The organism is Mucilaginibacter conchicola (assembly GCF_003432115.1).
GTDB lineage: Bacteria > Bacteroidota > Bacteroidia > Sphingobacteriales > Sphingobacteriaceae > Mucilaginibacter > Mucilaginibacter conchicola.
Genome location: NZ_QWDC01000001.1, coordinates 245677 through 270042, shown reverse-complemented (window position 1 = coordinate 270042; position 24366 = coordinate 245677). Strand labels below are relative to the sequence as shown.

Sequence of the window (24366 nt, the reverse complement as noted above, 5' to 3'; positions counted from 1 at the left end):
AAAGGATTAGCTACTACTAATCTCTGATCAACAAATCTCTAACCTCTATTCCGACCGCAAACTCTTCACGGGGTTTGTAAGTGCTGCCTTTACAGCCTGCGAGCTAACTGTTAGTATCGATATCAAGGTGGTTAACACTCCGGCCATCACAAACACCCAAACACTTATCTCAACACGGTATGGATATTTCTGTAACCACTGGCTCATCAGGTACCAGGCAACCGGCACCGAGATAACGAAAGAGATGCCTACCAACTTCAGGAAGTCTTTTGACAGCATGGTGGTAACCCGCATTACCGATGCGCCTAACACCTTGCGCACACCTATCTCTTTGATGCGGTTCTGCGCCATATAGGTGGCTAACCCGAACAGGCCAAGACAAGAAATAAAAATGGTTAAGCCGGCAAATAACGAGGCCAGCGTGCCCATCCGCTGCTCATCCTGGAACTTTTTGCCATAAGCCTCGTCCACAAAGTGCGACTCGAACGGATACTCGGGATTGTACTTTTCAAACACATTTTCGGCCAGTTTAAGGCTTTGTGCTGTGCTTAGCTTATCATTAAGTTTAAAATGAATTACATTGAACCATGTTGATGGCCCCTGTATTACCATTTGCTTAACGGGTTCATACGGCGACTGCAGGATGAAGTCTTTCACCACCCCCACAACTGTAAGCTTCCCATTGCTACTACGTACTATCTGTCCAACAGGATGCTTAAACCCCATTATTTTAACAGCTGCTTCGTTAAGCATTATAGCTGTAGAATCGCTTGGATATTTGGTTACATCAATATCTCGGCCGTCAATAATTTTAAGGCCCATGGTTTTGGTGAAGTTGCCATCGGTGTTAAACACGTTAAAGTCTATCTTTTCGCCTTCGTGTTTGCCATCCCAGCTAAAATCCCAAGTGTCGCTCCAGCCCTCGGTAATAGGTGCGCTGGTTTTACTTACTGCTGTGGCAGCGCCGCTGGTCAATAATTCATTACGGATAAGGTTATAGTTCTTACCCATTTCTCCTGTCATTATCGTATAAACCAGGTTGTTTTTTGCATAACCGGTTTCGCGATTTTGTGCGTAGTCAAGCTGTTCTTTTACAATGATGGTGCTGATGATAAGCACAATGGCGAAAGTAAATTGTGTTACCACCAATATTTTGCGTGGTGAAAAAGCTGCGTTTGCCGCTTTAAATGTACCCTTAAGCACTTTTACCGGTGCAAATGATGATAAGTATAAAGCAGGATAACTGCCGGCTAACAGCCCTGTGAACAATATAAAACCAATAGCTACCAACCAAAACGAAGCATCACCAAACGGAATAAACAACTGCTTTTGTGTAAGCGTATTGAAACCTGATATAGATAGCTCTACAATAAGTAAAGCAATTGCGCCTGATATCAATGATATCATTATCGATTCGCCCATGAATTGAGCTATGAGGCTCGCTTTACCTGCGCCTACCACTTTACGGATGCCCACCTCTTTAGCGCGTTTCTCGCTGCGTGCGGTACTCAGGTTCATGAAGTTGATACAGGCGATCAACAAAATAAAACCTGCAATAATACTGAACAATGTTACGGTTTCTATTTTTCCGCCAACCTGCTTGCCTTCTTCAAACTTAGAGTAAAGGCGCCATTTTTTTGCCGGATGAACAAATACATCGATATCCTTAATATCCGAATGCGAACGGGTAATATTCTTAACACGCGAGTTAAAGAAATCTTCCGTAACACCCGGTTTTAAAGTAATGTAGGTTTGTACGTTGTTATTCCCCCAGTTGGTAGACTCCTTACCCCTGTTACTTATCTTATCGTTGTACTCCCATGGTACCAGGTAATCAAACTTAAAACGTGTGTTGTTGGGCAGGTCTTTCATTACACCGGTTACGGTAAAATAATCAACGCTGTCTATCTTGATGGTTTTACCCATCGCATCATCGTTACCAAAAAGCCTTTTGGCTGTAGACTCGGTTAACACGATGTTTTTCATCACCGTAAGTGCGGTTTTAGCATCGCCTTTTACAAGAGGAAAGCTGAACATCGTCAGGAAATCGTTATCAGCAAAACTACCTTGTATGTTTAAGCGCTTTTCACCAACGGTAAACAGAAAACCGGCATCAGTTACGCGGGTAGCCTGCTCCACTTGTGGGAAATCATGTTTAAGAGATTTACTCATAGGCTCCGGAGTAGTATTCCAGCACCATAACTTACCATCAAAGCGCGAGCGGTTGTACATGGTGTACAAACGGTCTTCCTTTTGGTGGAACCTGTCATAACTTACCTCGTTTTGTACCCAAAACAATATAAGCGCAGCACTGGCCATACCCACTGCCAAACCGGCGATGTTTATGGCGGTGAAACCTTTATTTTTCATCAGGTTTCTCCAGGTGATCTTAAAGTAATTCTTAAACATAGTATGATGTGTAAATGCTAAATCTTAATAAAGGAAATTCTAAAACCTAAACTCTAAATCCTAAAATTCCCGATGCAAAGCCTGATCTCTAATCACTAAAGGCTATTGATCCTTCAAACTATTAACCGGATTGGCCAGTGCCGCTTTTATCGACTGGAAGCTGATGGTTACCACTGCTATCAGTATCGCACCTGCTCCTGCTGCGGCAACTACCCACCATTGTATTTGTACGCGATAGGCAAAATCCTGCAGCCATTTGTTCATTAAGTACCAGGCAAGTGGCGCAGATATCACTAAGGCCAGCACAACCAGTTTCACAAAATCTTTCGACAACATGGATACTATCGAGGTTACATCGGCGCCCAATACTTTGCGTATGCCTATTTCTTTGGTGCGTTGCTCTGCCGCGTAAGCTGCCAGGCCAAACAAGCCCAAACAAGCAATTATGATAGCCAGTGTAGTGAATATGACAAAGATCTCACCCACGCGTTGCTCGCTTTTGTAAATAGTATCAAAATCCTGATCCATGAACGAGTAGTTGATCTGCAGCGACGGTGATAAACCGCTCCATTTAGCTTTTATCTGGCTCATTAGCGCAGGTAAATTGGTTGAACTTACCCTGATGCTCAAAGCACCAATGTTTTGGCCGAGTTTCAATACTACCGGCTCAATTTTTTCACGCAGTGAATTAAAGTGGAAATCTTTAACCACACCTACCACATGATACAGTTTGGTGTTAGCGAGTTCGGTTTTACCGCCTAAGGATTGGTACAGCTCTTTATTTACTGCGTTATCATTAAAACCAAGGAATTTAGCGGCAGCTTCGTTAATGATCACGGCTGATGAATCGGTAGCAATGTTTTTATCAAAATTGCGGCCCTGTGCCATTTTCATATCAAGCGTAGGGATCCAATCTGCATCTACATCCCAGGTTTGCGGGAACATAGATTGCTTTTGGTTAAGCGATGCATCTTTGAAGAAGATACGGGTATTTTTCCAGCCAGATGTTGGCAGAAAGCCGGTCATGGTGGTGGCTTTAACGCCCGGCAGTTCGGTAAGTTCCTGTTTAAATATTGATGCCTGGTTGCCCAGTTCGTAGGCATTTTGCACCACCAAAACCTGACTGCGGTTATAGCCTAAATTTTTGGTTTGGATAAAGTTAAGTTGATTATAGATAACCAGCGTACCGATAATGAGCAGTATAGATACCCCAAACTGAAATACTACCAGGAAATTGCGCAGAAAACTGCTTTTAAAACCTGCAGATAGTTTGCCTTTCAATACCGCGATAGGTTGGAAAGCCGACAGGAAGAATGCCGGATATGAACCTGCCAAAGCGCCTACTATCACCACAATGGCAAATAGAACAGGGATGATCCATGTTAACATTTGAACAGTAAGCACGATCTCTTTACCGGCCAACTGGTTAAATAAAGGCAATAAAGCAATTGAAGCAAATAATGCGATAATGGTTGCAAAAAGGGTAACCATTACCGACTCTGCCAAAAACTGGAAGATCAAATGCTGGCGCGATGAACCTAATACTTTGCGTACACCCACCTCTCTTGCACGGTTAGCAGAGCGGGCGGTGCTGAGGTTCATGAAGTTAACGCAGGCTATCAGCAAAATAAATATCGCGATAGCAGAAAATATATAAACGTACTGAATTGTGCTGTTAGGGCCAAGTTCGCCGGTACGGGCAGATCTCAGATGGATATCATCCAGCGGGGTAAGGTTCATTCTGAAATAGCTTCCGCTTTTTTCAAACTGATCGTAGCTCATGTGCAGTTCAGACTGCATTTGAGCACCGCTGAATTTCTGCAAAAACGCAGGGAAGCTGGCTTCCAGTTGCTTTGCATAATGTTTGTCTTTCAATAACACGTAAGTGTTGTAATCGCTGCGCAGCCACTCGTTTGAACGGCTATCAGGAAACGACTCCAGCGATACAAAGAAGTCAAAGTTAAAGTGCGATTGCTTTGGTACATCTTTAATAACGCCGGTTACTTTAAAGTTCTCTTTCTCGTTAAATACAATGGTTTTACCAACCGCATCTGTGGTGTTAAAATATTTTAGCGCGGTTGTTTCTGTAAGTACAACAGTGTTTGGGTCTTTTAGTGCGGTTTTAGGATCTCCGCTTATCATAGGCAGTGTAAATACACTAAAAATAGATGCATCTGTAAAGGCAATGCGGTTCTCTACCACGGTAAGATCGCCTTTTTTAACGTGCGTAGTACCTGCGGCTTTTATGCGGGTTGCTTCAACCACGTAAGGATACTCGGCCTTCATGGTTTTGGCCAAAGGGGGCATGGCTACGGCATAGTCTACCTTGTTATCGCCAAGCTTAAGGTCTTCGTTTACGCGGAAAATACGGTCATGGTTTACGTTGTATTTGTCGAAGCTAAGCTCATCAACAACATACAATACAATTAACAGGCAGGATAACAGGCCGAGGGCCAGGCCCAAAATGTTTATGGTGGTAAAGCCCTTGTTTTTGTAAAGGCTCCTGAAAGCGGTTTTTATGTAGTTTTTAATCATGGCAGACTATTTTAAGATCTTAAAAAACTAACCCCATCTATCCAAACCAACAAGCACTTATACCTATAAATTGTGATAAAAATTGGGCAAATCTCAAGCTAACCCCTCTGCCGGTTCGGGCGGCAGAGGGAGTAAGCAGGAGGCACACTTAACTATATTATTAACTAAAGATCAGTAGATTATACCATGATGTTTTCCATCACGGTTTGTCCGTCTAATAAACGGATTATACGGTGGCTATAACGGGCATCGTGCTCAGAGTGCGTTACCATGATAATGGTTGTGCCTTGCTCGTTAAGGTCTGTTAAAAGTTCCATTACATCGTTACCATTGCTGCTATCCAGGTTACCGGTAGGCTCATCCGCAAGTATCAGTTTTGGTTTGTTTACAACCGCACGGGCAATTGCCACACGCTGTTGCTGACCACCCGATAACTGTTGCGGATAGTGATTACGACGGTGCATGATCTGCATTTTATCCAACACCTCTTCTACCCTTTTAACACGCTCTGCAGCGCTAACACCGGTGTAGATCAACGGAAGCTCAACGTTTTCAAACACAGTAAGCTCATCGATAAGGTTAAAACTCTGGAACACGAAGCCAATGTTGTGTTTACGCAGGTCGGCACGTTTGCGCTCGTTGAAATGAGCAACCTCGATATCATTGAAAACATAGCTGCCTTCATCAGGATCATCCAGCATACCCAGGATGTTAAGCAAGGTTGACTTGCCACAACCAGACGGGCCCATTATGGCCACAAACTCGCCGGTATCAACATGCATCGATAGCTTGTTTAATGCAATGGTCTCTACCTCTTCGGTACGGTAGAACTTTTCAAGATTAGTAATTTTTATCATTTGGCCTCCTTAAACCTACCCGCTGTTTAAGGCGGGCGGGTTTGTTGTTAATTGTGATTTATGTTTTAATTTCGTTTTTTCTGTTTATTAGACGCAGCTCAACGCATTTTCGTTGCACGCTAATTTCGTCATTGTTTGAGTACCAGTTCCTGTATGTCGCCGTAGTTCTCGTAGCTTGAGGTAATTACCTTGTCGCCAGGTTTTAAGCCTTGCAGTACCTCAAAGTAATCAGGGTTTTGGCGACCGATCTGTACATCAGTTTTGTAAGCCGTTTTACCGTCTTCACTCACTTTAAAGATCCAGTTACCGCCGGTTTGCTGATAGAAACCACCACGAGGTACAAGTAATGCGGTAGTCTCATCGCTCAATGCCAGGCGGATCTGTAAGGTTTGTCCCTTACGGATGCCTTTTGGCACCGTGCCTACAAACTCCATATCAACCTGGAAACGGCCGCTGGTGATTTGCGAATAAACTTTTTTGATGGTTAGTTTATATGTTTTATCAGCGAATACAAAGTCGCCCATAAGGCCGTTGTAGATACGTGACAGGTAGTGCTCCTCAACATCAACCCTAACTTTAAAGCCGTTTTGAGCATCAATCTGGCCCAGGTGTTCACCTTTATTTTTGTTCTGGCCAACCTCGGCATCCATCGAAGTTAACTGACCATCTATAGGTGCGCGTAAGGTTAAGCTACCTACTTTTTTACGCATCAGGGTCAAAGCATTTTTCATCTGAGCATAGTGCTCTTTAGCCTGTTGCTCTTGTTGTTGAGTTAGGCTTGTATCTTGTTTCAGGATCTGTGTGGTTAAACGTTTACGACGTACCTGATAGTCATAGTTGTTTTTTGCAGCCTGGTATTCTTGTAAACCGATAGCTTTTTGCTCATAAAGGCTTTTATCAAGCAGGTAAACACGTTCTGCTTCCTTAAAAGCATTGTCAACATCTGCCATTTGATTAAGCTTGGAAACGGTATTTTGCTGAGCGTTGTTGTGTGCTATCTGCATTTGCGTTTGCTCGCCAAATACTGCCGATTCCTGCGATGCAAGGCTTAATTCCTCATCTATATTTGAAAGCTTTAATATCGGGTCGCCTTTTTTAAGCATGGCACCATCCTCTACGTACTTCTCTTCAACTTGTCCGCCTTCAACGGCATCAAGATATATAGTTGTAAGCGGCATCACCACGCCGTTAACCGGAATAAACTCCTGGAACGGGCCTTTTTTAATTTCGCTTACAGTAATGCGTTCTGTATCAACGTTCAATTTACTTTTACCCGATGTGAAAAATATGCTGCCGGCAACTAAAACCACAACGCCCGTAACACCTGCTATGGTCATTAGGCGTTTGTTGCTCCATTTCTTTTTTTGTATAACTCTATCCACGTTGTTTGTATAATGTTTGGTATGTGAATACAAAAACACATGCCACAAATTAAAATATTGATTATCAATAAATTAAATCAAAATATCTATAATCCACCGTACGCTTCTGTTACAGCAAGTGTTCGGTTATGATACAATGCTTTGAAGCTGTTCAATTTTAATATCAGTCAATGCCGTTTGATTTACAGTATAATAGCCTTTATACTATAAATGGTACGATATTTAGCAGTCAAAATACTAAATTGCAGATGTATTTAAGCTGATTTACCTTATTATATGATACTTAAAAAAGCCAACGTATTAATAGTTGACGACGACCCGGATGTACTTACCGCGGTTAAACTGTTGCTTAAACCTCTTACACAGGAAATTATAACGGAGAAAAATCCCGAGAACCTTAACTGGCTGCTGCAAAAGAACACCATAGACCTGGTGTTGCTTGATATGAACTTCAACAGCGCCATTAACACTGGTAACGAGGGTATTTACTGGCTGCGTAAAATAAAAGAGTGGAAACCCAACGTTTGCGTTATCATGATAACAGCCTACGGCGATATTGACCTGGCTGTACGCTCGCTTAAAGAAGGTGCCAACGATTTTGTGGTTAAACCGTGGCATAACGAGAAATTGATAGATACGATAACCGACCTGCTGGAGAAAAAAGAAGGTGGTGCTAAAACCACCAAATCATCAAAAAGCAGCACCGGCCAAACCTCAATACTGGGTGAATCTGAAGTGATGGAAGATATATTCCACAAAGTAAATAAGATAGCCCCTACCGATGCCAATATTCTTATCCTCGGCGAGAACGGTACTGGTAAGGATCTGATGGCTAAAGCCATTCACGAGCGCTCTTTACGTGCTGATAAGCCTTTTGTAAAAGTAGATGTTGGCGCGCTGACCGATTCTCTTTTCGAGAGTGAATTATTTGGTCATAAAAAAGGTGCCTTTACGGATGCGCGGGAAGACCGCATGGGCCGCTTTGAGGAAGCCGAGGGTGGTACGTTGTTTCTGGATGAGATAGGTAACATCAGCCTGCAGCAACAAGCTAAGTTGCTTACTGTATTACAGAACCGTCAGGTTACACGTTTGGGTACCAATAAGGCCGTGGATATCAATATCCGATTGATATGCGCTACCAACGTTCCGCTGCAGGAACTGGCTAACGAGAATAAGTTCAGGAAAGATTTGATCTACCGTATCAATACTGTAGAGATAAACATGCCGCCGCTACGCAAACGTGCCGAGGATATTGTGGTGCTGGCAAGGCATTTTGCCAAAATGTACAGCACCAAGTACATGAAACCTGCTGCCGATTTTGATAATACTGCCGTTAACAAACTGCGCAGCTACAGTTATCCCGGCAACGTACGCGAACTACAGTACACCATTGAGCGTGCCGTAATTATGGCCGATGACAGCCTGTTAAAAGCCGACGACCTTATCTTCTCTGTTTTAGAGGCGCCAACCGAGAGTATTATTGATGAGGATAACATCCAGCTAAGCACTTTAGAAAAGAACGCCATCCTTAAAGTGATAGACAAACATAACGGTAACATTACCCGTGCCGCCAAAGAACTTGGCTTAACACGTACCGCACTTTACCGCAGATTGAGTAAGTATGATATTTAATCGTTACGAATGGCGGCTGGTGCTGCGCGTTGCACTGTTGTTTATAGCCATCACGGCTACTGTATTGGTAATATTTGAGCTTCAGCAGTATTTATTTACGGTGATCACTATCCCATTGGTGGTGTATTCAGTGTTAGATCTGATCCGTTTCAACAAGAAGGCACAGGATGAGGTAAATCAGTTTGTTGAATCTATCCATTACCGTGATTTCTCGCGGCATTTTGATGTGCGCAAAGCCCCTACCGAGCTTAAACCGTTGCGCAAAGGTTTCAATGATATCAATACCACCTTTAAAGTAATTAGTCGTGAGCGTGAAACACAATATCAATATCTGCAGAAGATCTTGGAGCTTGTTGATACAGGTATAATAAGTTATGAGCAGGAAACCGGCGAAATAAGCTGGATAAATGAAGCTTTTAAAAACCTGATAGGTGTACCTTACCTGAAAACCATCCACTCGCTTGAGAAGCGCGAGGCCGAGTTGTACACCAACGTAATGAAACTAAAAGCTGGCGAAGGGCAGGTATTGACCATAACCCGCGATCAGCAACAGGTTAAAATGCTGGTTACCGCAAGCGTGATGCGAAGCGAAGACAAATTGTATAAACTCATCGCTTTCCAAAATGTAAGCGAGGCTTTGGACGAAACAGAGTCAAAAGCATGGTCTAAACTCCTGAACGTAATGACGCATGAGATCATGAACTCGGTTGCTCCTATATCATCTTTAGCGGATACGTTGAAGAACCGATTGGAAGACCCTGAAATAACTGAACAGTTACAGCATGGCGACCTGGAAGATATCGGTCTCGGCATTGATACCATTAAACGCCGTAGTGATGGTTTGTTGAAATTCACCGAAAGCTATCGCAGCCTCAACAAGATCACCAAGCTTGACCTTACCCGTATGCTGGTGCGCGATATGTTTGAGAACTTGAACACCCTGATGACACCATCATTGGAGAAAAAGAACATCGAACTCGACATCATCCTGCGCGACCCTGCCCTTACCATTGAAGCCGACGTTAATCTCTTAGACCAGGTATTGATCAACCTGCTGGTAAACGCTATTGAGGCAGTTAAAGACCGTGAGGAACCACAAATTATTTTGCAGGCTGAGCTGCAAGGCGGTAAACTATTGGTAAAAGTGATAGACAATGGTGTAGGTATGCCGCCTGAGCTGTTGGACAAGATCTTTATCCCGTTCTTCAGCACCCGTAAAACAGGCAGCGGTATCGGTTTAAGCCTTTGTAAGCAAATTATGTTGTTGCATAAAGGCAATATCCAGGTACAGTCAACAGAGGGTAAAGGTTCTGCATTTATTATGACGTTCCCGGTGTAAGTTGTTAGGTTAGCGCCATGCCATCAATCTTAGCCATACCAGGTAGTCTGCGAGCAGGCTCATCCAATCATCGTATTCTCGAATATATCGGGGCGTTGTTGCCTCAGGATATTAACTATACCATTTACGAAGAACTAGTATCTATCCCACCCTTTGACCCTGGTTTAGATAACGATGAACCGCCTGTAATCGTAGTAAAATTCAGAGAGGCGATCGCATCAGCAGATAAAGTTATCATCTGTACGCCAGAATACACTTTTGGTGTACCTGGCCAGCTTAAAAATGCTTTGGATTGGACGGTGAGCGCAGGCACAATGGTTGATAAACCATTGGCATTAATAACAGCATCATCGGTAGGTAAGCATGCGCACGAGGCTTTGCTGCTTACGCTGGGTGCATTGTCTGCAAATATAATTCAGGGCGGCACACTGTTAATTCCATTTATCAGGGCCAAGATGAATGGCGAAGGGAATATCATTGACCGGGAAACGGATGTCTCTATTAGAAACTTGGTTGGCAAGGTGATCAACGCATAGCAAATCCTTCTGCCAATTTGTCCACTCCCTACCCTTTGGAACATGCATTGATATTGAGTTTGCATTACAATTAGTCAAACTAAAAATCACTCAATAAAATGCAAGAAAAAGGAACCATCTCGATACACACCGAGAACATTTTTCCCATCATTAAAAAATTCTTATACTCTGATACCGAGATATTTCTGCGCGAGCTGGTATCAAATGCAGTAGATGCTACTCAAAAAATAAAACGCCTTGCGGCCCTTGGTCAATACAACGGCGAACTTGGAGACCTGCGCGTTGAAGTTGCCTTTGATGCCGACAAAAAGACCATTACCATATCTGATAACGGTATTGGTATGACGGCTGAGGAGATCAAAAAATACATCAACCAGATAGCTTTTTCGGGCGCTACTGAGTTTATGGAGAAATTCAAAGAAGCTAAAGATGCTAATGAGATCATCGGTCGTTTTGGTTTGGGCTTCTACTCTGCCTTTATGGTGGCTGATAAGGTTGAAATTGAAACCTTAAGCTACCAGGATGGCGCTACGCCAGCCCACTGGATCTGCGATGGCAGCACCGAATTTGAGATAAGCGATGGTAACCTGGAAGAGCGCGGTACCGAAATTACCCTGCACATTAATGCGGAATCTGAAGAGTTCCTGAACGAACACAAGCTACAGGAGATCCTTGATAAATACTGTAAATTCTTACCTGTGCCTATCAAATTTGGCACTAAAGAAGATAGCGTTGAGGATGGTGTTGACGAAGAAGGCAAACCAAAATACACCACGGTTACCGTTGATAATATCATCAACGATACCAATCCTATCTGGACGAAATCTCCTAATGAGTTGAAGGATGAGGATTACCTGAAATTCTATAAAGAACTTTACCCGTTCAGCGAAGACCCATTGTTTTGGATTCATCTTAATGTTGACTATCCTTTCAACCTTACCGGTGTACTGTACTTCCCTAAGCTGAAGAACGATTTTGAGTTCCAGAAAAACAAGATCAAATTATTCTCGCGGCAGGTGTTTATTACCGAGGAAGTAAAAGATATTGTTCCGGAGTTCCTGATGTTGTTGCATGGTGTTATCGATTCACCGGATATCCCGCTGAACGTATCGCGCAGCTTCCTGCAGGCCGATAGCAACGTAAAAAAGATCAATAGCTATATCACCAAAAAAGTGGCTGATAAACTGGCTGAACTATTTAAAAACGATCGCAAAGCTTACGAAGACAAATGGAGCGACATTGGTTTGTTTGTGAAATATGGCGCCATCAGCGATGAGAAATTCTATGATAAAGCAAAAGATTTCGTCCTGTTAACCAATACCGCAAAAGAGAACTTTACACTACCTGAGTACAAAGATAAAGTTGAAGGTACGCAGACAGATAAAGATGGCCAGTTAGTTTACATTTACACCAATGACGCTGATAAGCAGGATTCGTTCATCCAATCGGCCAATAAAAAAGGTTACGATGTGTTGCTGATGAACTCTCCTATCGATAATCACTTCATCAGTCAGTTAGAGCAAAAATTGGAGAAAACTTCGCTTAAACGCGTTGATGCCGATGTTGCCGATAAACTGATCAAAAAAGATGATGCGCCTGAACATGTTTTAACCGAAGAGCAAACAGCACAGGTAAAAGAGATCTTTGATAAAGCCATCAACAAACCGGCTTACCGTGTGGAGTTGGAAAGCCTTCATCCTGATGAGTTGCCGGTTACCGTAACTATGGATGAGTTTATGCGCCGTATGAAAGATATGGCAGCCATGGGCGGTGGTATGGGTTTTTATGGCAACATGCCGGATAACTATAAAGTTATTGTGAACGGTAATCACAAATTGATCAGCCGGATTTTGAATAACGATAATACAGAAGAACAGGCTCAATTAGCTAAACAGGCATTTGATCTGGCTCTGTTATCGCAAGGTTTATTAACCGGTGCCGAGTTAACGGAGTTTGTTAACCGAAGCGTTAACTTGATTTAGCCCCCCAGCCCCCTGAAGGGGGAGTAAAATTTGAGAGCCATCCGTTAACTGACGGGTGGCTTTTTTATTTAATGATGGTTATGGAATTTCTATACAGTCTGCATCTTGTAATAAAAGCATGATAAATAAGATGATTTATCGACTTATGAAGCCCGGTTAAAATGCTGTTTCAAATTAAACTTAAACATGCAAAAACAGTCTAACTTAAAAATTACTTATACTTACATAAAGCATTAACAATGAAACGTTTATTAAATATACTTACTGTTGTTATTCTGGCAATAACATTGGCCGCTCCGGCGCATGCACAAACTGACAAACAAAAGAAAGCTGCTCAAAAAGCGCAGGAGATAAAAGCACTTGTCGATTCTAAAAACTTTGTATTTCAGGCCAATTATATGTATCCGATGGGCGGCGGGCAGCGTTTTCTCACCTCGCCTTATGACATCACGATTGCTAAGGATACGGTTACTTCATTTTTACCATATTTTGGAGTGGCGTACAACAACGCGGGCTATAACAATAATAATGACGCGGGCATAAAATTTACATCAACAAAATTTGATTACACAGTTAACGATCTTAAAAAAGGTGGCTATCGTATTTTTATTAAGCCTAACGATGTACCGGGAAACGTGCAAATGTATCTTGACGTTTATTTTAACGGATATGCTAACTTATCAATAAATAGCGTAAACCGCCAAAGTATAAGATTTGACGGCGTGGTAAAAGATCGGCCTAAAACTAAAAATTAAAGCTCGTGTTTTACAAGCATAAACTTTAAAAGTTATGCTTAAGATAGACATACCTCAAAACGGCTCGCCGGTATTTAAGACTACTATTTTTGCCGAATATGATTTGCCAACTCCACCTAACGGTACTGATACCGAATTAAACGGCGATGTGATTTTGCTTTTTGAGGACGAGGAAGAGGCGGTTGGCTATCTTGACGTATTAGAAGACTATTCTTCTGAGTTGGATAGCAATGCCCCGCAAAAGCAATATATCAATATCCTGGTAAGCACTATTAGTAATGATGAATTTGTACAGGCTTACTTACAATAAACCTGTACAAACATCTTATATCAGTTAAATATTTATGTTTTTGCTGATGTACTGAATGCTGCTATTGATACTTGCATAAGGATCTTTAGGGCCATCATGCTCTACGAAGAAACTCTTCATGCCCGCGGTTGATGCCGCTGCAAATACCGGTTTAAAATCAAGTGTGCCGCTACCTACAGGTAATATATTCTCACGGCTTGCATCCAGGTCTTTAACATGCCACAGCGGGAAACGGCCCGGATGTGCTTTAAACAGATCTACCGGGTTTTTACCGGCTTTCATTGCCCAGGCAAGATCAAGTTCCATCTTAACTTTCTGTGGGTCTGTTTCCGATAGTAACAGATCGTATGGTACCTTATCGCCAATAGCCTTAAATTCCATATCGTGGTTGTGATAAGCAAATTGTATCCCGGCTTTTGCCGCCGCTTCTCCTGTTTTGTTTAAGATAGCTATAGATGCATTCACCTCTTCAAGGGTTCCGGTTGGAGCCATTGCACAAACAAGATATTTGATGCCGCCTTCGGCAGCTTCATCAACTAATTGTTGCATATTTTCGGTAAGGTTTAGCATCGGTGGTATTACCATTGGTTTACCATCCGCACCATTTGGCATTTTGGCACCGGCTGGCATTTTAAATGGAGCCCCCAATACGTGATGCGATTTCCAAACCAGGCCAAGGTCATTTGCCATAGCTTTAAACTCTTTAGGTTTCATCCCGTAGTAACCGCCTTTTTTGCTAAATGCCGACTCCAGTTCGCTATATCCGGCAGCTTTTATTTTAGTAAGCGTACCTTTTACATCTTCATCTATAACGCCAAAGAAAGTAAAAAGCTGCACCCCGACCGGATGTTTTAAAAGTAATGATGATGCTTTGCCCGATAATACGGCACTGCTAAGCGCCAGTGTACCTGCGCTCTGTAAAAACCTGCGTCTGTTTAAGCTCATAATTGATTTAGTGTTTATTTATTACTTGGTAAGTAAATCTAAATCAATAATTTGATAGAATGAAATTTATTGTGTCCTGTAAACACAATTATTTTATTTGAACCCTTTTGTCCTTAAAAGGTTACCTTTAGCTATGAAAAATAACATCCTGCCCATTGCCTTGTTAATATTGCTTGCCTCATGTGGTGGTAATCAATCGTCATCAAATACAAATGATAAAGGCAATAGCGATACTGTTGTAAAGACCGACACGGTTTCGTTATACAATGAAGAATATTCTACACAACATTATTTCTCAAATACACAGGCAAAAGACAACTTTACACTTAAAGTATCGGGTAGTGATATACTGAAATCAAAAGCGGTATTAGAAATAAAAAATACTCAAGGCGATCTGCTTTATCAATATAAATTTACCACGATAGATCTTTTGATAGATGCCAAATCCATTTCTGCTGATGAACAGACCAAAAGGATCACCGAGATATTTGAGCATTATTTTGATGGGGTACATTTTAAAATACCCGCAATAGATAAAAGGGAAAAGTTTGAAGATGCATTTTCTAACCCCAACCCGGCCGATAAACCTGCATGGGAAGAAATAAAAGCTAATCAAAAAGCCATCAGGTTTCAGCACCGCGAAGGTTATGAAGGCCAGGCAAGTGTAGCTTATTCTCCTTTATTGAAAAAAGCTATACTTATACATTACATGGACTAATATTTTACTGGTACAAACAGTTGGCAATTAATCCTGTCCACCCTGTTTGGTGTGATGCACCCAACCCCTTACCCGTGTCACCGTCAAAAAATTCATAAAAGAGGATATGGTCTTTGAAATTGGCATCTGTTTGTACCTTTTCATCGGTACCATTTGCAGGGCGATGGCCATTTATATCTGTTAAAAAAAGATTGGATATACGCCTGTAGATCTCATTAGCCACCTCTTTAAGGTTCATCATATTGCCAGATCCGGTTGGGCATTCAACTTTGAAATCGTCACCGTAAAACTCATGATAGGTGTTAAGGCTTTGGATCAACATATAATTTAATGGTACCCATACCGGGCCGCGCCAATTACTGTTACCACCAAACATGTAGCCATCGCTATCTCCGGGTGTATATTTTATGCTGAACTCGTTACCGTCCAAAGTGATACTAAACGGATGCTCCAGATGGTACTTTGAAAGCGAGCGGATACCGTAAGGGCTTAAGAACTCGTTTTCATCAAGCATATACCTTAATAACCCACTCATGCGGTGGCCGCGCAACAAACTTATCAGGTGTTTTCCGTTAGGGCTACGCTCATCCCAGCGCGATACCAATGCGGCAAGGTCTGGTCTATTGTCTTTAAACCATTCCAGCCTATCGGCAAATATGGGATTGTCGGTAATATCTATATCGTTTATTAACTCTGCTGCAAAGAGCGGTATCAGGCCTACCATGCTGCGGATACGCATTTTTATGGCGCTACCATCGGGCATACGCAACTGATCGTAAAAGAAGTTATCACCCTCATCCCAAAGGCCTTCCTGCCCACCCTCTCCCATGCTCGACATGGCTTCAGCAATGTAAATAAAATGCTCAAAATATTTTGAAGCGATGTCGCTGTAAGCTTTGTTAGCCTGAGCCAACTCGGCTGCCATGCCCAACAAATTAAGCGAGTACATAGCCATCCAGCTGGTGCCATCAACCTGTTCCAGGTGCGATCCATCTGTGAATTTGGTATTACGGTCAAACACGCCTATATTATCCATTCCCAAAAAACCGCCTTCAAATATATTGTTGCCTGCCTCATCCTTACGGTTTACCCACCAGGTAAAGTTCAGCATCAGTTTGTGGAAAATTCGCTCAAGGAAAAACGTATCGCCTTCACCATTATTGGCCTGTTTATCCTGTAAATAAATTTTCCAGGCAGCCATAGCATGCACCGGTGGATTAGCATCGCTAAAATCCCACTCGTAAGCCGGTAATTGACCATTAGGGTGCATGTACCAATCACGAATAAGTAAGCTAAGCTGATTTTTAGCAAAAGCCATATCAATGCCTGATAATGCTATACATTGGAATGCCAGATCCCAGGCGGCAAACCATGGGTATTCCCATTTATCGGGCATGGAGATAATATCACCGCGATTATTAAAATGCTGCCACTTGCTGTTGCGGGCATGCAAACGCGATGCAGGTGGTTTTTGATCGGCAGGGTCGCCTGCCAGCCATTGATGAACATCGTAATAATAAAACTGCTTGTTCCAAAGTAAGCCAGCATAAGCTTGTCGCCTTATCATAGCCTTTTCGGGAGCGTTCTTGTTTGGAAGCAGATCTTCGTAAAACTCATCAGCATCCTTTTGTCTTGATTGGAAGATCTCGTCAAAATCCGCAAACCCTGCCTGCTCGTTTTGGGTAAGGCGCAGTTTTAAGGTAATGCTTTCGCCTTCGGCTATTTCTAAATCGTAGTTGTAGGCCGCTTTTGTACCGGTGCGTGTTGTATTAACGGTATCTGCGCCATTAATAATGTATTCGTTAATGCCATCTTTATAAAAAGCCCCGTCATTATGCGTGCCGGCAAAGCGTATGGCATTGGTGTGGTTATCGCAGAATAGTGCATTGGGTTCACCCTCTGCTATCAGCTTGCATATATCAAGATCCTTGTGATCAATGTTTATCCACCCATCTTTGCAGGCCAGTTGCGGTTTATAATCATCGTAGCCCCATTCCCAGGTATTACGAAACCAAATTGTTGGCAGCACATTTAGTTTTGCTGCTTCCGTGCTACGATTAGTTACTGTTATTTTAATGAGGATATCGTCTATCGCTCCTTTGGCGTACTCAACAAAAATATCGAAGTAATCATCAGTATTGAATACTGCGGTATCCATCAATTCATACTCGGGCTGGTTGCGATCACGCTTACGATTTTCGGCCACCAATTCATCGTACGGGAAAGGTTGCTGAGGATATTTGTACAGCATTTTCATGTACGAATGCGTAGGCGTATTATCCAAATAGTAATACTGCTCTTTTACATCTTCGCCATGGTTGCCTTCAGCGTTACTTAGTCCAAAGAAACGTTCTTTAAGGATATGGTCTTTTTTATTCCAGAAAGCTACGGAGAAACACAGCAACTGCTTCATGTCGCAAATGCCAGCTATACCTTCCTCGCCCCAGCGAAAAGCCTTGCTGCGGGCCATATCGTGCGTTATATAGTTCCAGGCATCGCCGTTGGCGCTATAATCTTCGCGTACGGTACCCCATTGGCGATCGCTTACGTATGGCCCCCAGCGTTTCCAGCCTGTAGTTTTTAATCTATCCGCTTCTGCGCCCATAATTATCTCCTATTTCCATGCATTGCGCAAAAAACGCAGCCAATTACCATACATCATTTGTTCTATATCTGTTTGGCTGTAACCGCGTTTTGTTAATATCTCGGGCACTTTTTGCAAATCTGTGATGGTTTCAAGGTCATAAGGGCATTGTTCACGGCCAAATGCGCCATCCAGATCGGTGCCCATGCCTACATGTAGAGCGTTACCAGCTATTTGGCAAATATGATCGATATGATCAGCCATAACTTCAAGGTTGCAATTCATAGTTTTAGGATCAGATTGCCCCCTCACCCAACCTGGCACCATCATCCATGCATCCAGGGCGGCACCGATGACGGCGCCACGGCCGACAAGCGCTTTGATCATCTCGTCGCTGTACTGGCGGTTATGATCTACCAGTGCACGGCAATTATTGTGGCTTGCCCAAACGTGTCCGCCAAAGTTATCCAGTGCCTGCCAGAATGCATCATCGCATAAATGCGTAGCATCAAGGATAATGTTGAGGCGTTCCATTTCTTTCAATAACGCAATCCCGTTATCGCCCATTTTGCCGGTGGCATCGGTACCGTTAGCATAACGCCCCGGCCCGTAATGCGCCGGGCCTAAGGCGCGTAAACCGTAATCATAAGCTTTTTGCAGGTAACTCACATCAATAATAGAGTCGGCACCCTCTAAACTCAAAATATAACCTACGGGCTTTTTTGAGCTGTCTCCACCGCCTTCCCATAATGCAAGGTGCTGCTCCAATCCGGTAATATCTGTTATCTGTACCATTTCACCGGCATCTTCCATAGTTTTGTACCATGCTAACTGCCCTTGGGTTTGTGCCCAGGCCTGTTGTGGAGAGTGCCATCCCGGTAAATGATTATCGGGCGCAACGTATCGCCCTATTTGGGTAGCTACTACCAAGCCTATCTCGCCACGCCTTAGTTCCGGCAATGATACCACGGCTTTGGCGCGGTCGGGTTTATCAGTTAAACCAATTTCGCGGGCATTAATAGCGGCAACCGGCTGTGTAAGATCGCGGTTCCACTCCAAGGCATTCATGCTGAGGTCTAAATGGGCGTCGATGCAAAACATTGTTGAATTGTTTTATTGTTGGATGGTTAGATGGTAATTTTTCTGTCTCGGGCGATGGTTTTCCATTGGCCGGAGATCTGATTATTTTCAATAGTGATAGCCCGTTCGTACAATGCTACTGAAGGGCAAACGTGGAAAGGTAATCCGTAAAGCACATCGCCAACTTTATAGTTATGATTAGGGCCTGCATCTGCTACTAAATGCTCTTCGCTATGGCTGATGAATTTAAGTTCGGGTGCGTTAAGGAAATAAACCCGTTCGTTTAGCGGCCTCTCGGCTGATACTGATTTATGACCAAGGTCGATACAGATCTTACCGTCTTCGGGCAAGGAGATCACTCTTGCAACAAGCAAAGCCGCTGATTGAAAAGGTTGCTCGGGATAGGCATCGCCATAACCTTTATCCCAATAAACAAATGTACCGGGGCTAAGCTCCACATTATCTTTTAACCGGGCAATGATTGGCATGGTTGGTGATCCGCCTGCAATTAGTAAGGGTTTTGCATAACCAGCATTAACCAGATCATCTCTTAATTGATGGACAGGCTGAAGTGCTTCAGCAACACGCTGCTCACGCACGGCAAAATCATCATCATGGATGTGACCGTCATAAGCATGTAGCCCCATCAACCTTAGGCCGGGAAGCACAGAACATGTTTTAAACAGAAAAAACGCACATTTAGGTTTTAATCCGGTACGGTTCATGCCCACGTTAAGATCTATATAAACCGGGATTACTAAATTACTTTCTATGGCAGCTTTTGACATAACGTTTGCAGAGTAATCGTTATCTACCAAACAAGAATACGTTGTATCTGGATAAGCTTTTATAACCTCAATAAAGCGTTGCAGCTTTGGGCCCGCCGGTTGATAAGCCAATAGTACATCAGTAGCTTTGGCTATGCCAAGCATTTCGGCCTCAGCAATAGTAGCGCATTTAAATTTGCTGATACCGCTCTGTATCATTAAAAGAGCAGCATCAGCACTTTTATGGCTTTTTGCATGTGGGCGTAAGCGGAAAGGGTCGTCTACCATCGATTTTAAAAGATCGATGTTGCTTTTTACCCTATCAGGATAAACTATAAGTGCAGGCGTATCCAGTTCATCAACATTGTTGATGATGTACCAGGCGGGGATTTCCATAGGCGATTGGTTTTAAACCAGTTCAAAAAGAGCTTCTATCTCAACAGGGATGTTATCAGGCAACGAGCCCATCCCTACTGCGCTGCGCACACCGATGCCGTTCTCTTCGCCCCAAACTTTGGCGAACAGTTCGCTTGCACCATTTATAATGTACGGGTGGCGCTCAAAATCGGGCGTGCAGTTAACCATGCCCAATACCTTTATAACGCGTTTTACACGATCTAAACTGCCCAGGTTTTCTTTTATAGTGGCCAGCATAGCCAAGCCAACCTGCCTTGCAGCAAGCTTACCGTTCTCCATATCAATGGTATCACCAATACGGCCAATGATCAATGTACCATCATCCTGCACGGTGCCATGGCCCGATAGGTATAGGTATTTGCCATCAATTAAACATGGTTTGTAAACACCAAGCGGTTTTGGTGCCGGCGGAAGGCTTAAGCCTGTTTCTTTAAAGTTTTGTTCAGCAGAGTTCATTTTGTAAAACTATTACTTTTACTATCAGATGCCAGTTTTAATTACAAAAAAGCCGGGAACCACCCCGGCTTTTGCTTTCATAACCATTATTAAAACTTGAACGAAATACCGAGATTGATAGAGTAATCGGCAAAGGCGGCATCGCCAATTACATAGGTGCCCGTTCTTGCAGAATTCTCCTGGTCTGTAACGCTTTGCTGGCGGTTTCTTTTTAATGCGATTGGAACGCTGGCAAAAACATTTACTTTTTTGAAGCTGTAATTTAACGACGGCTCACCCGAGATGATATAACCCGGACGACGGAATGCATCGCTTTTACCTATCAGGTCGCGGGGCGGGATACCTTCAATACGGCCACCTACTGATGCGGTAAGCGCGCTTAATGAGCCACCAAAAGTGTAATTAACACCTACACGCGCCAGATACTGGTCTGGAACGCTCATAATACTTTCATTTGCTAATGCAGCGCTTAAAGTTTCGCGGTAAGTACGGGTACCATTTGTATTACGCGGATTTGACATGTAGTACAAGTTTGTGTAGCCACTGAAACGGCCACCCAAACTCAAAAATCCATTTGCTTCGGCAATAATACCCACACCGCCGTCACCCAATTGGATAGATTGGTCAACAGGGCGTTTTGATGGTGTTACATTGTAGAAGTAGCTTCTGTAATTATAATCGCCGGTAGGCAATTTGATACCTAAACCAACTTGCAAATTGCCACTATGTACTTTGCGAGGGTCAAATAACCAACGATAAGCTACAACACGCGCATCACCAATACCGTTTGAGTATGATCTGTGGCGCTCTTTACCACCATGCTCATATAATGAAGAACGAATATTGATCAAATAAGGCAGACCTACCGTTACAGACCAAAATCTGTTGAAATTGCGGGTAAGGCTAAGGTCAATAGTGTTTTGGAAGTTTACAACCTCGTTGTGAAGTGTTTGACGTTGCTTTTGCTCTTCGGTGCCTTTAAAGTGTTTGTAAGAGTGGAAATAGCGATACGATGAAGTAAATACCCAGCTGCTTTCTTGGCCGGGCGCGGCGGTACTATCCAGCATAGGATGTTCCATTACTGTGAATGCTCCTTTACCGCTAATGGCCACACAGCCTTGTGCATTCACTTTAGTATTTGCAAAGAGTACGTATATGATAATGCCCGAAAGCACCTTGTAAATAAGTTTCATTATTGTGGGTTTTATAAGGTAATATAATAGCATGCTACCCTGTTAAGGGCGCTTAATTTAATTGTGTGTTTGGTTGAAAGTCCCCCTAAATGATCAATGATCTTTAGATAAGAACGGTATAGTGAGATTTGAAGAAACTTGTTTTAATGAAAGCCATAAGGCCAATAAAGTACCGTAGCTGCCCCCGCGTTCTATCCACTCAAATACTTCGTATTTAGGATAAAATAACTCGGTTGCTGCTTTCCAAATGATAAAGATGAGTACCAGGCTACGAACAGGTTTAAATAGTACCAGCAAAGCCGCTACTATCTCAAACACGCCCGCAAACTGTGCCACCTTAGCCGGATCACTAAAACCAAGCGAAGCGTATTGGCTCAGTAAGCCTTTCTTTTGGATAAGGTTTAACCAACCGTGCCCCATCAGCAGGAAAAAGCCTACTACTTTTAAGCAGTTATAAACCCGCGCCATGGTTTTGTCGTCAACCGTGGCAGCGGGGTTTATTACCTCAAATAATTGTTTAAAGCTCTTTATTCCGCCCGATAAGATGAGCATAGCCAGTGGTGCACCAAAATTGCCCGCCCTTTCAATAAACTCGGCAAAAGGCTCGCCTGATGCCGGGCGAAGAAATGCTGTTACAGCACCCCAAACAACCAACCACAGGGCTATAGCACGCATCGGCCTAAAAAGCATCAATACACCTAAAGCAATATCCACACCGCCTACCCATGGCATTAAAGCATAAGCACTTTTAGTGCCTATCCCAAATACAGCAAAGTAGTTGCACCATATTTGCTTAGTTATGATCCCGAAAGAACCATGGCCAATAAAGCACATGGCTATTGCTATTCTTAAAACGTAGTGTATCTTTTGCTCAGTCTTCATCATCCTTCACTTAAAAGCTGTAATATTTGTTTAGTTAGCACCGTCTGCTTTTGCAAGGGCAATTGCATACTCGCCTACTTTAATACCGGTTTGTAAACCAACTTCGCAGTCGCTGCGGTAGTGTATAGCGCCGTATAATCTCGACATAGCTGCCTCTTGCGCCATCGCCATAAAATCATTTTTACGCTCAGGAATCAAATACCCCAAAATGGTAGCAGCGGCGCCACTAAAGTTTGAGTGACCTGATGTATACGACGGGAAGTTAGGCACACCGGTAAGTGTTTTAATATCAAACATATATTGGCTTGGACGTGGGTTAAAGTAAGCATACTTAGCATCCCAGCACACAATAGCGGCATCCATTTCGGCCATATTCAATAAGGCAAGGTTACGAGCCCAGCGCACTTCGCTAAATTTATGTTTAACAAACTCTTCGGCAGCAATATAGTTCCAGTGTCCCGGCGGGGTTACTGTGCCTACACCATCAGCCCAAAAAGCAACAATACGCTCATGCTCGCGACTACGGTTCATGCTCATTTGCAATACCTCATCAGCCTCTTTCTTAAACTCCGGCGAGCTTGTAGAGTAAGGTGCTTTAGGGCGCAATGAAACAACTGTTTGAGTTGTGAACAAGAATGGCGTTACTTGTGTAAACAACGGCAACATAGGCGGGCGGCGTGGTAATTCTAAGCTTATCCATGGTATTTGGCCCGTTGCTTTGGTATCATTTTCCAGTTTATCCCAGATATCTTTGTTACCGATAGCGGCACCTGCTTTATCACTACGCGCACGGGTAAGAAACACATCGGCAACCTGGCGGCCTAATGATTCGCCTGCGTCCATATCAGAGCGGGTGTTGGCACCGGCCATAATGCGGTATAGCTTTTCTTCGGCAGCTTTCTGACGAATGAAATCAAGGTCGCCGGGGAATAATAATTCCATCATTTTAGCCGTAACGCCAGATACTACTGCATCTTCACTTGGGTAAGCAGGCAGGTCTGATTTTGGTACCAATGCGTTAATAGCCGCATCGGTTTTGTATGGCGCCGGGCGATTGAATTGCTTTTTAAATTTCCAGGCCTGTACCAGCGCATCATATTGGGCCGCGCTTACATAAGCATAAGCACGTGCAGCATAAGGCGGGTTAGCAAAAGGGAACAAAGGATAAGCTAACGGGTTAGCGGCACTTGGTGCAGGGTATGTACCATCATCTTTTTGGTATGGCGGCAGGTTATGCTTAGCTACAAGGTCGCGTAATATTTCGTTCCAGCGTAAAACAGAACCTGCACTCCAGTAAGCGATAATATCGTTCTGTTCTTTTGTTAAGTTACGCTGATAGCTCTTTATCTCGTTAAGATCGGCCAAATAATTTGGCGATGTAACAGCATCCGGCGTAGCAACAGTAAATGTTGATGATGCTGTTAAAATTGGTTTCCAGGTGTCTGCATCAAGATCCTGGTTAGCCGGTGCCAGGGCCGGGAATACGGTATTGCGCTCAACAATTTCTTTTTTACATGATGAGTTTAGCAACGATACTGCCGCAAACACAACCGGTAATATATGTAGGAGATTTTTTTTCATCTGTTG

19 protein-coding genes are annotated in these 24366 nt (G+C 43.2%); 7 read left to right on the top strand and 12 right to left on the bottom strand.

Annotation, left to right across the window (positions count from 1 at the left end):
• Positions 1-45: 45 nt before the first annotated feature.
• The 4 genes from D0C36_RS01120 to D0C36_RS01105 all read right to left on the bottom strand — a co-directional run bounded on the left by D0C36_RS01120 (position 46) and on the right by D0C36_RS01105 (position 7183).
• A complete protein-coding gene (locus tag D0C36_RS01120; protein ID WP_117389753.1) occupies positions 46-2409 on the bottom strand; it encodes an ABC transporter permease in 2364 nt (787 codons plus the stop codon).
• Between the two features lie 102 nt (positions 2410-2511).
• Positions 2512-4944, bottom strand: a complete 2433-nt coding sequence (locus D0C36_RS01115) for an ABC transporter permease (protein ID WP_117389752.1) — start codon at positions 4942-4944, stop codon at positions 2512-2514.
• A gap of 179 nt (positions 4945-5123) precedes the next feature.
• Positions 5124-5801: an ABC transporter ATP-binding protein gene (locus D0C36_RS01110; protein ID WP_117389751.1), complete on the bottom strand. Its 678-nt coding sequence runs from the start codon at positions 5799-5801 to the stop codon at positions 5124-5126.
• Positions 5802-5929: 128 nt separating this feature from the next.
• The gene (locus D0C36_RS01105; protein ID WP_117391319.1) at positions 5930-7183 is read right to left on the bottom strand and encodes an efflux RND transporter periplasmic adaptor subunit; all 1254 of its coding nucleotides are present in this window, start codon (positions 7181-7183) and stop codon (positions 5930-5932) included.
• Positions 7184-7459: 276 nt separating this feature from the next.
• Between D0C36_RS01105 and D0C36_RS01100 the strand changes: the two genes are divergently transcribed.
• The 6 genes from D0C36_RS01100 (at position 7460) to D0C36_RS01075 (ending at position 13737) form a co-directional block, all read left to right on the top strand.
• Positions 7460-8815, top strand: coding sequence for a sigma-54-dependent transcriptional regulator (locus tag D0C36_RS01100; RefSeq protein ID WP_117389750.1), 1356 nt, complete (start codon positions 7460-7462; stop codon positions 8813-8815).
• Complete coding sequence (locus D0C36_RS01095) at positions 8805-10154, top strand: sensor histidine kinase (protein ID WP_117389749.1); 1350 nt, start codon at positions 8805-8807, stop codon at positions 10152-10154. The genes D0C36_RS01100 and D0C36_RS01095 overlap by 11 nt, the downstream gene beginning before the upstream one ends.
• A gap of 17 nt (positions 10155-10171) precedes the next feature.
• Complete coding sequence (locus tag D0C36_RS01090; protein WP_117389748.1) at positions 10172-10690, top strand: NADPH-dependent FMN reductase; 519 nt, start codon at positions 10172-10174, stop codon at positions 10688-10690.
• 98 nt (positions 10691-10788) lie between these two features.
• Positions 10789-12672 (top strand): molecular chaperone HtpG, encoded by a 1884-nt coding sequence (htpG, locus tag D0C36_RS01085; RefSeq protein ID WP_117389747.1) that lies wholly within the window; start codon positions 10789-10791, stop codon positions 12670-12672.
• Positions 12673-12911: 239 nt separating this feature from the next.
• Positions 12912-13427, top strand: coding sequence for a DUF4251 domain-containing protein (locus D0C36_RS01080; protein ID WP_117389746.1), 516 nt, complete (start codon positions 12912-12914; stop codon positions 13425-13427).
• 34 nt (positions 13428-13461) lie between these two features.
• Positions 13462-13737 carry a hypothetical protein gene (locus D0C36_RS01075; RefSeq protein WP_117389745.1) on the top strand — a complete coding sequence of 92 codons (276 nt, stop codon included), beginning with the start codon at positions 13462-13464 and terminating at the stop codon, positions 13735-13737.
• A gap of 24 nt (positions 13738-13761) precedes the next feature.
• On the opposite strand, the gene D0C36_RS01070 is transcribed toward D0C36_RS01075, so the two are convergent.
• Positions 13762-14682, bottom strand: coding sequence for a sugar phosphate isomerase/epimerase family protein (locus D0C36_RS01070; protein WP_117389744.1), 921 nt, complete (start codon positions 14680-14682; stop codon positions 13762-13764).
• Positions 14683-14815: 133 nt separating this feature from the next.
• Between D0C36_RS01070 and D0C36_RS01065 the strand changes: the two genes are divergently transcribed.
• A complete protein-coding gene (locus D0C36_RS01065; protein ID WP_117389743.1) occupies positions 14816-15400 on the top strand; it encodes a hypothetical protein in 585 nt (194 codons plus the stop codon).
• A 4-nt stretch (positions 15401-15404) separates the two neighbouring features.
• On the opposite strand, the gene D0C36_RS01060 is transcribed toward D0C36_RS01065, so the two are convergent.
• The 7 genes from D0C36_RS01060 to D0C36_RS01030 all read right to left on the bottom strand — a co-directional run bounded on the left by D0C36_RS01060 (position 15405) and on the right by D0C36_RS01030 (position 24360).
• Positions 15405-18005 carry an MGH1-like glycoside hydrolase domain-containing protein gene (locus D0C36_RS01060; protein WP_117389742.1) on the bottom strand — a complete coding sequence of 867 codons (2601 nt, stop codon included), beginning with the start codon at positions 18003-18005 and terminating at the stop codon, positions 15405-15407.
• Between the two features lie 9 nt (positions 18006-18014).
• A complete protein-coding gene (locus tag D0C36_RS01055; RefSeq protein WP_117389741.1) occupies positions 18015-19085 on the bottom strand; it encodes a dipeptidase in 1071 nt (356 codons plus the stop codon).
• A gap of 26 nt (positions 19086-19111) precedes the next feature.
• Positions 19112-20227, bottom strand: coding sequence for a D-TA family PLP-dependent enzyme (locus D0C36_RS01050; RefSeq protein WP_117389740.1), 1116 nt, complete (start codon positions 20225-20227; stop codon positions 19112-19114).
• 12 nt (positions 20228-20239) lie between these two features.
• Positions 20240-20704 (bottom strand): RidA family protein, encoded by a 465-nt coding sequence (locus D0C36_RS01045; RefSeq protein ID WP_117389739.1) that lies wholly within the window; start codon positions 20702-20704, stop codon positions 20240-20242.
• Between the two features lie 89 nt (positions 20705-20793).
• Positions 20794-21897 carry a hypothetical protein gene (locus tag D0C36_RS01040; RefSeq protein WP_117389738.1) on the bottom strand — a complete coding sequence of 368 codons (1104 nt, stop codon included), beginning with the start codon at positions 21895-21897 and terminating at the stop codon, positions 20794-20796.
• Positions 21898-21990: 93 nt separating this feature from the next.
• Positions 21991-22782: a hypothetical protein gene (locus D0C36_RS01035; RefSeq protein ID WP_147321911.1), complete on the bottom strand. Its 792-nt coding sequence runs from the start codon at positions 22780-22782 to the stop codon at positions 21991-21993.
• 27 nt (positions 22783-22809) lie between these two features.
• Entirely contained in the window at positions 22810-24360 is a 1551-nt protein-coding gene (locus D0C36_RS01030; protein WP_117389736.1) for a phosphatase PAP2 family protein, read from the bottom strand.
• Positions 24361-24366: the final 6 nt, after the last annotated feature.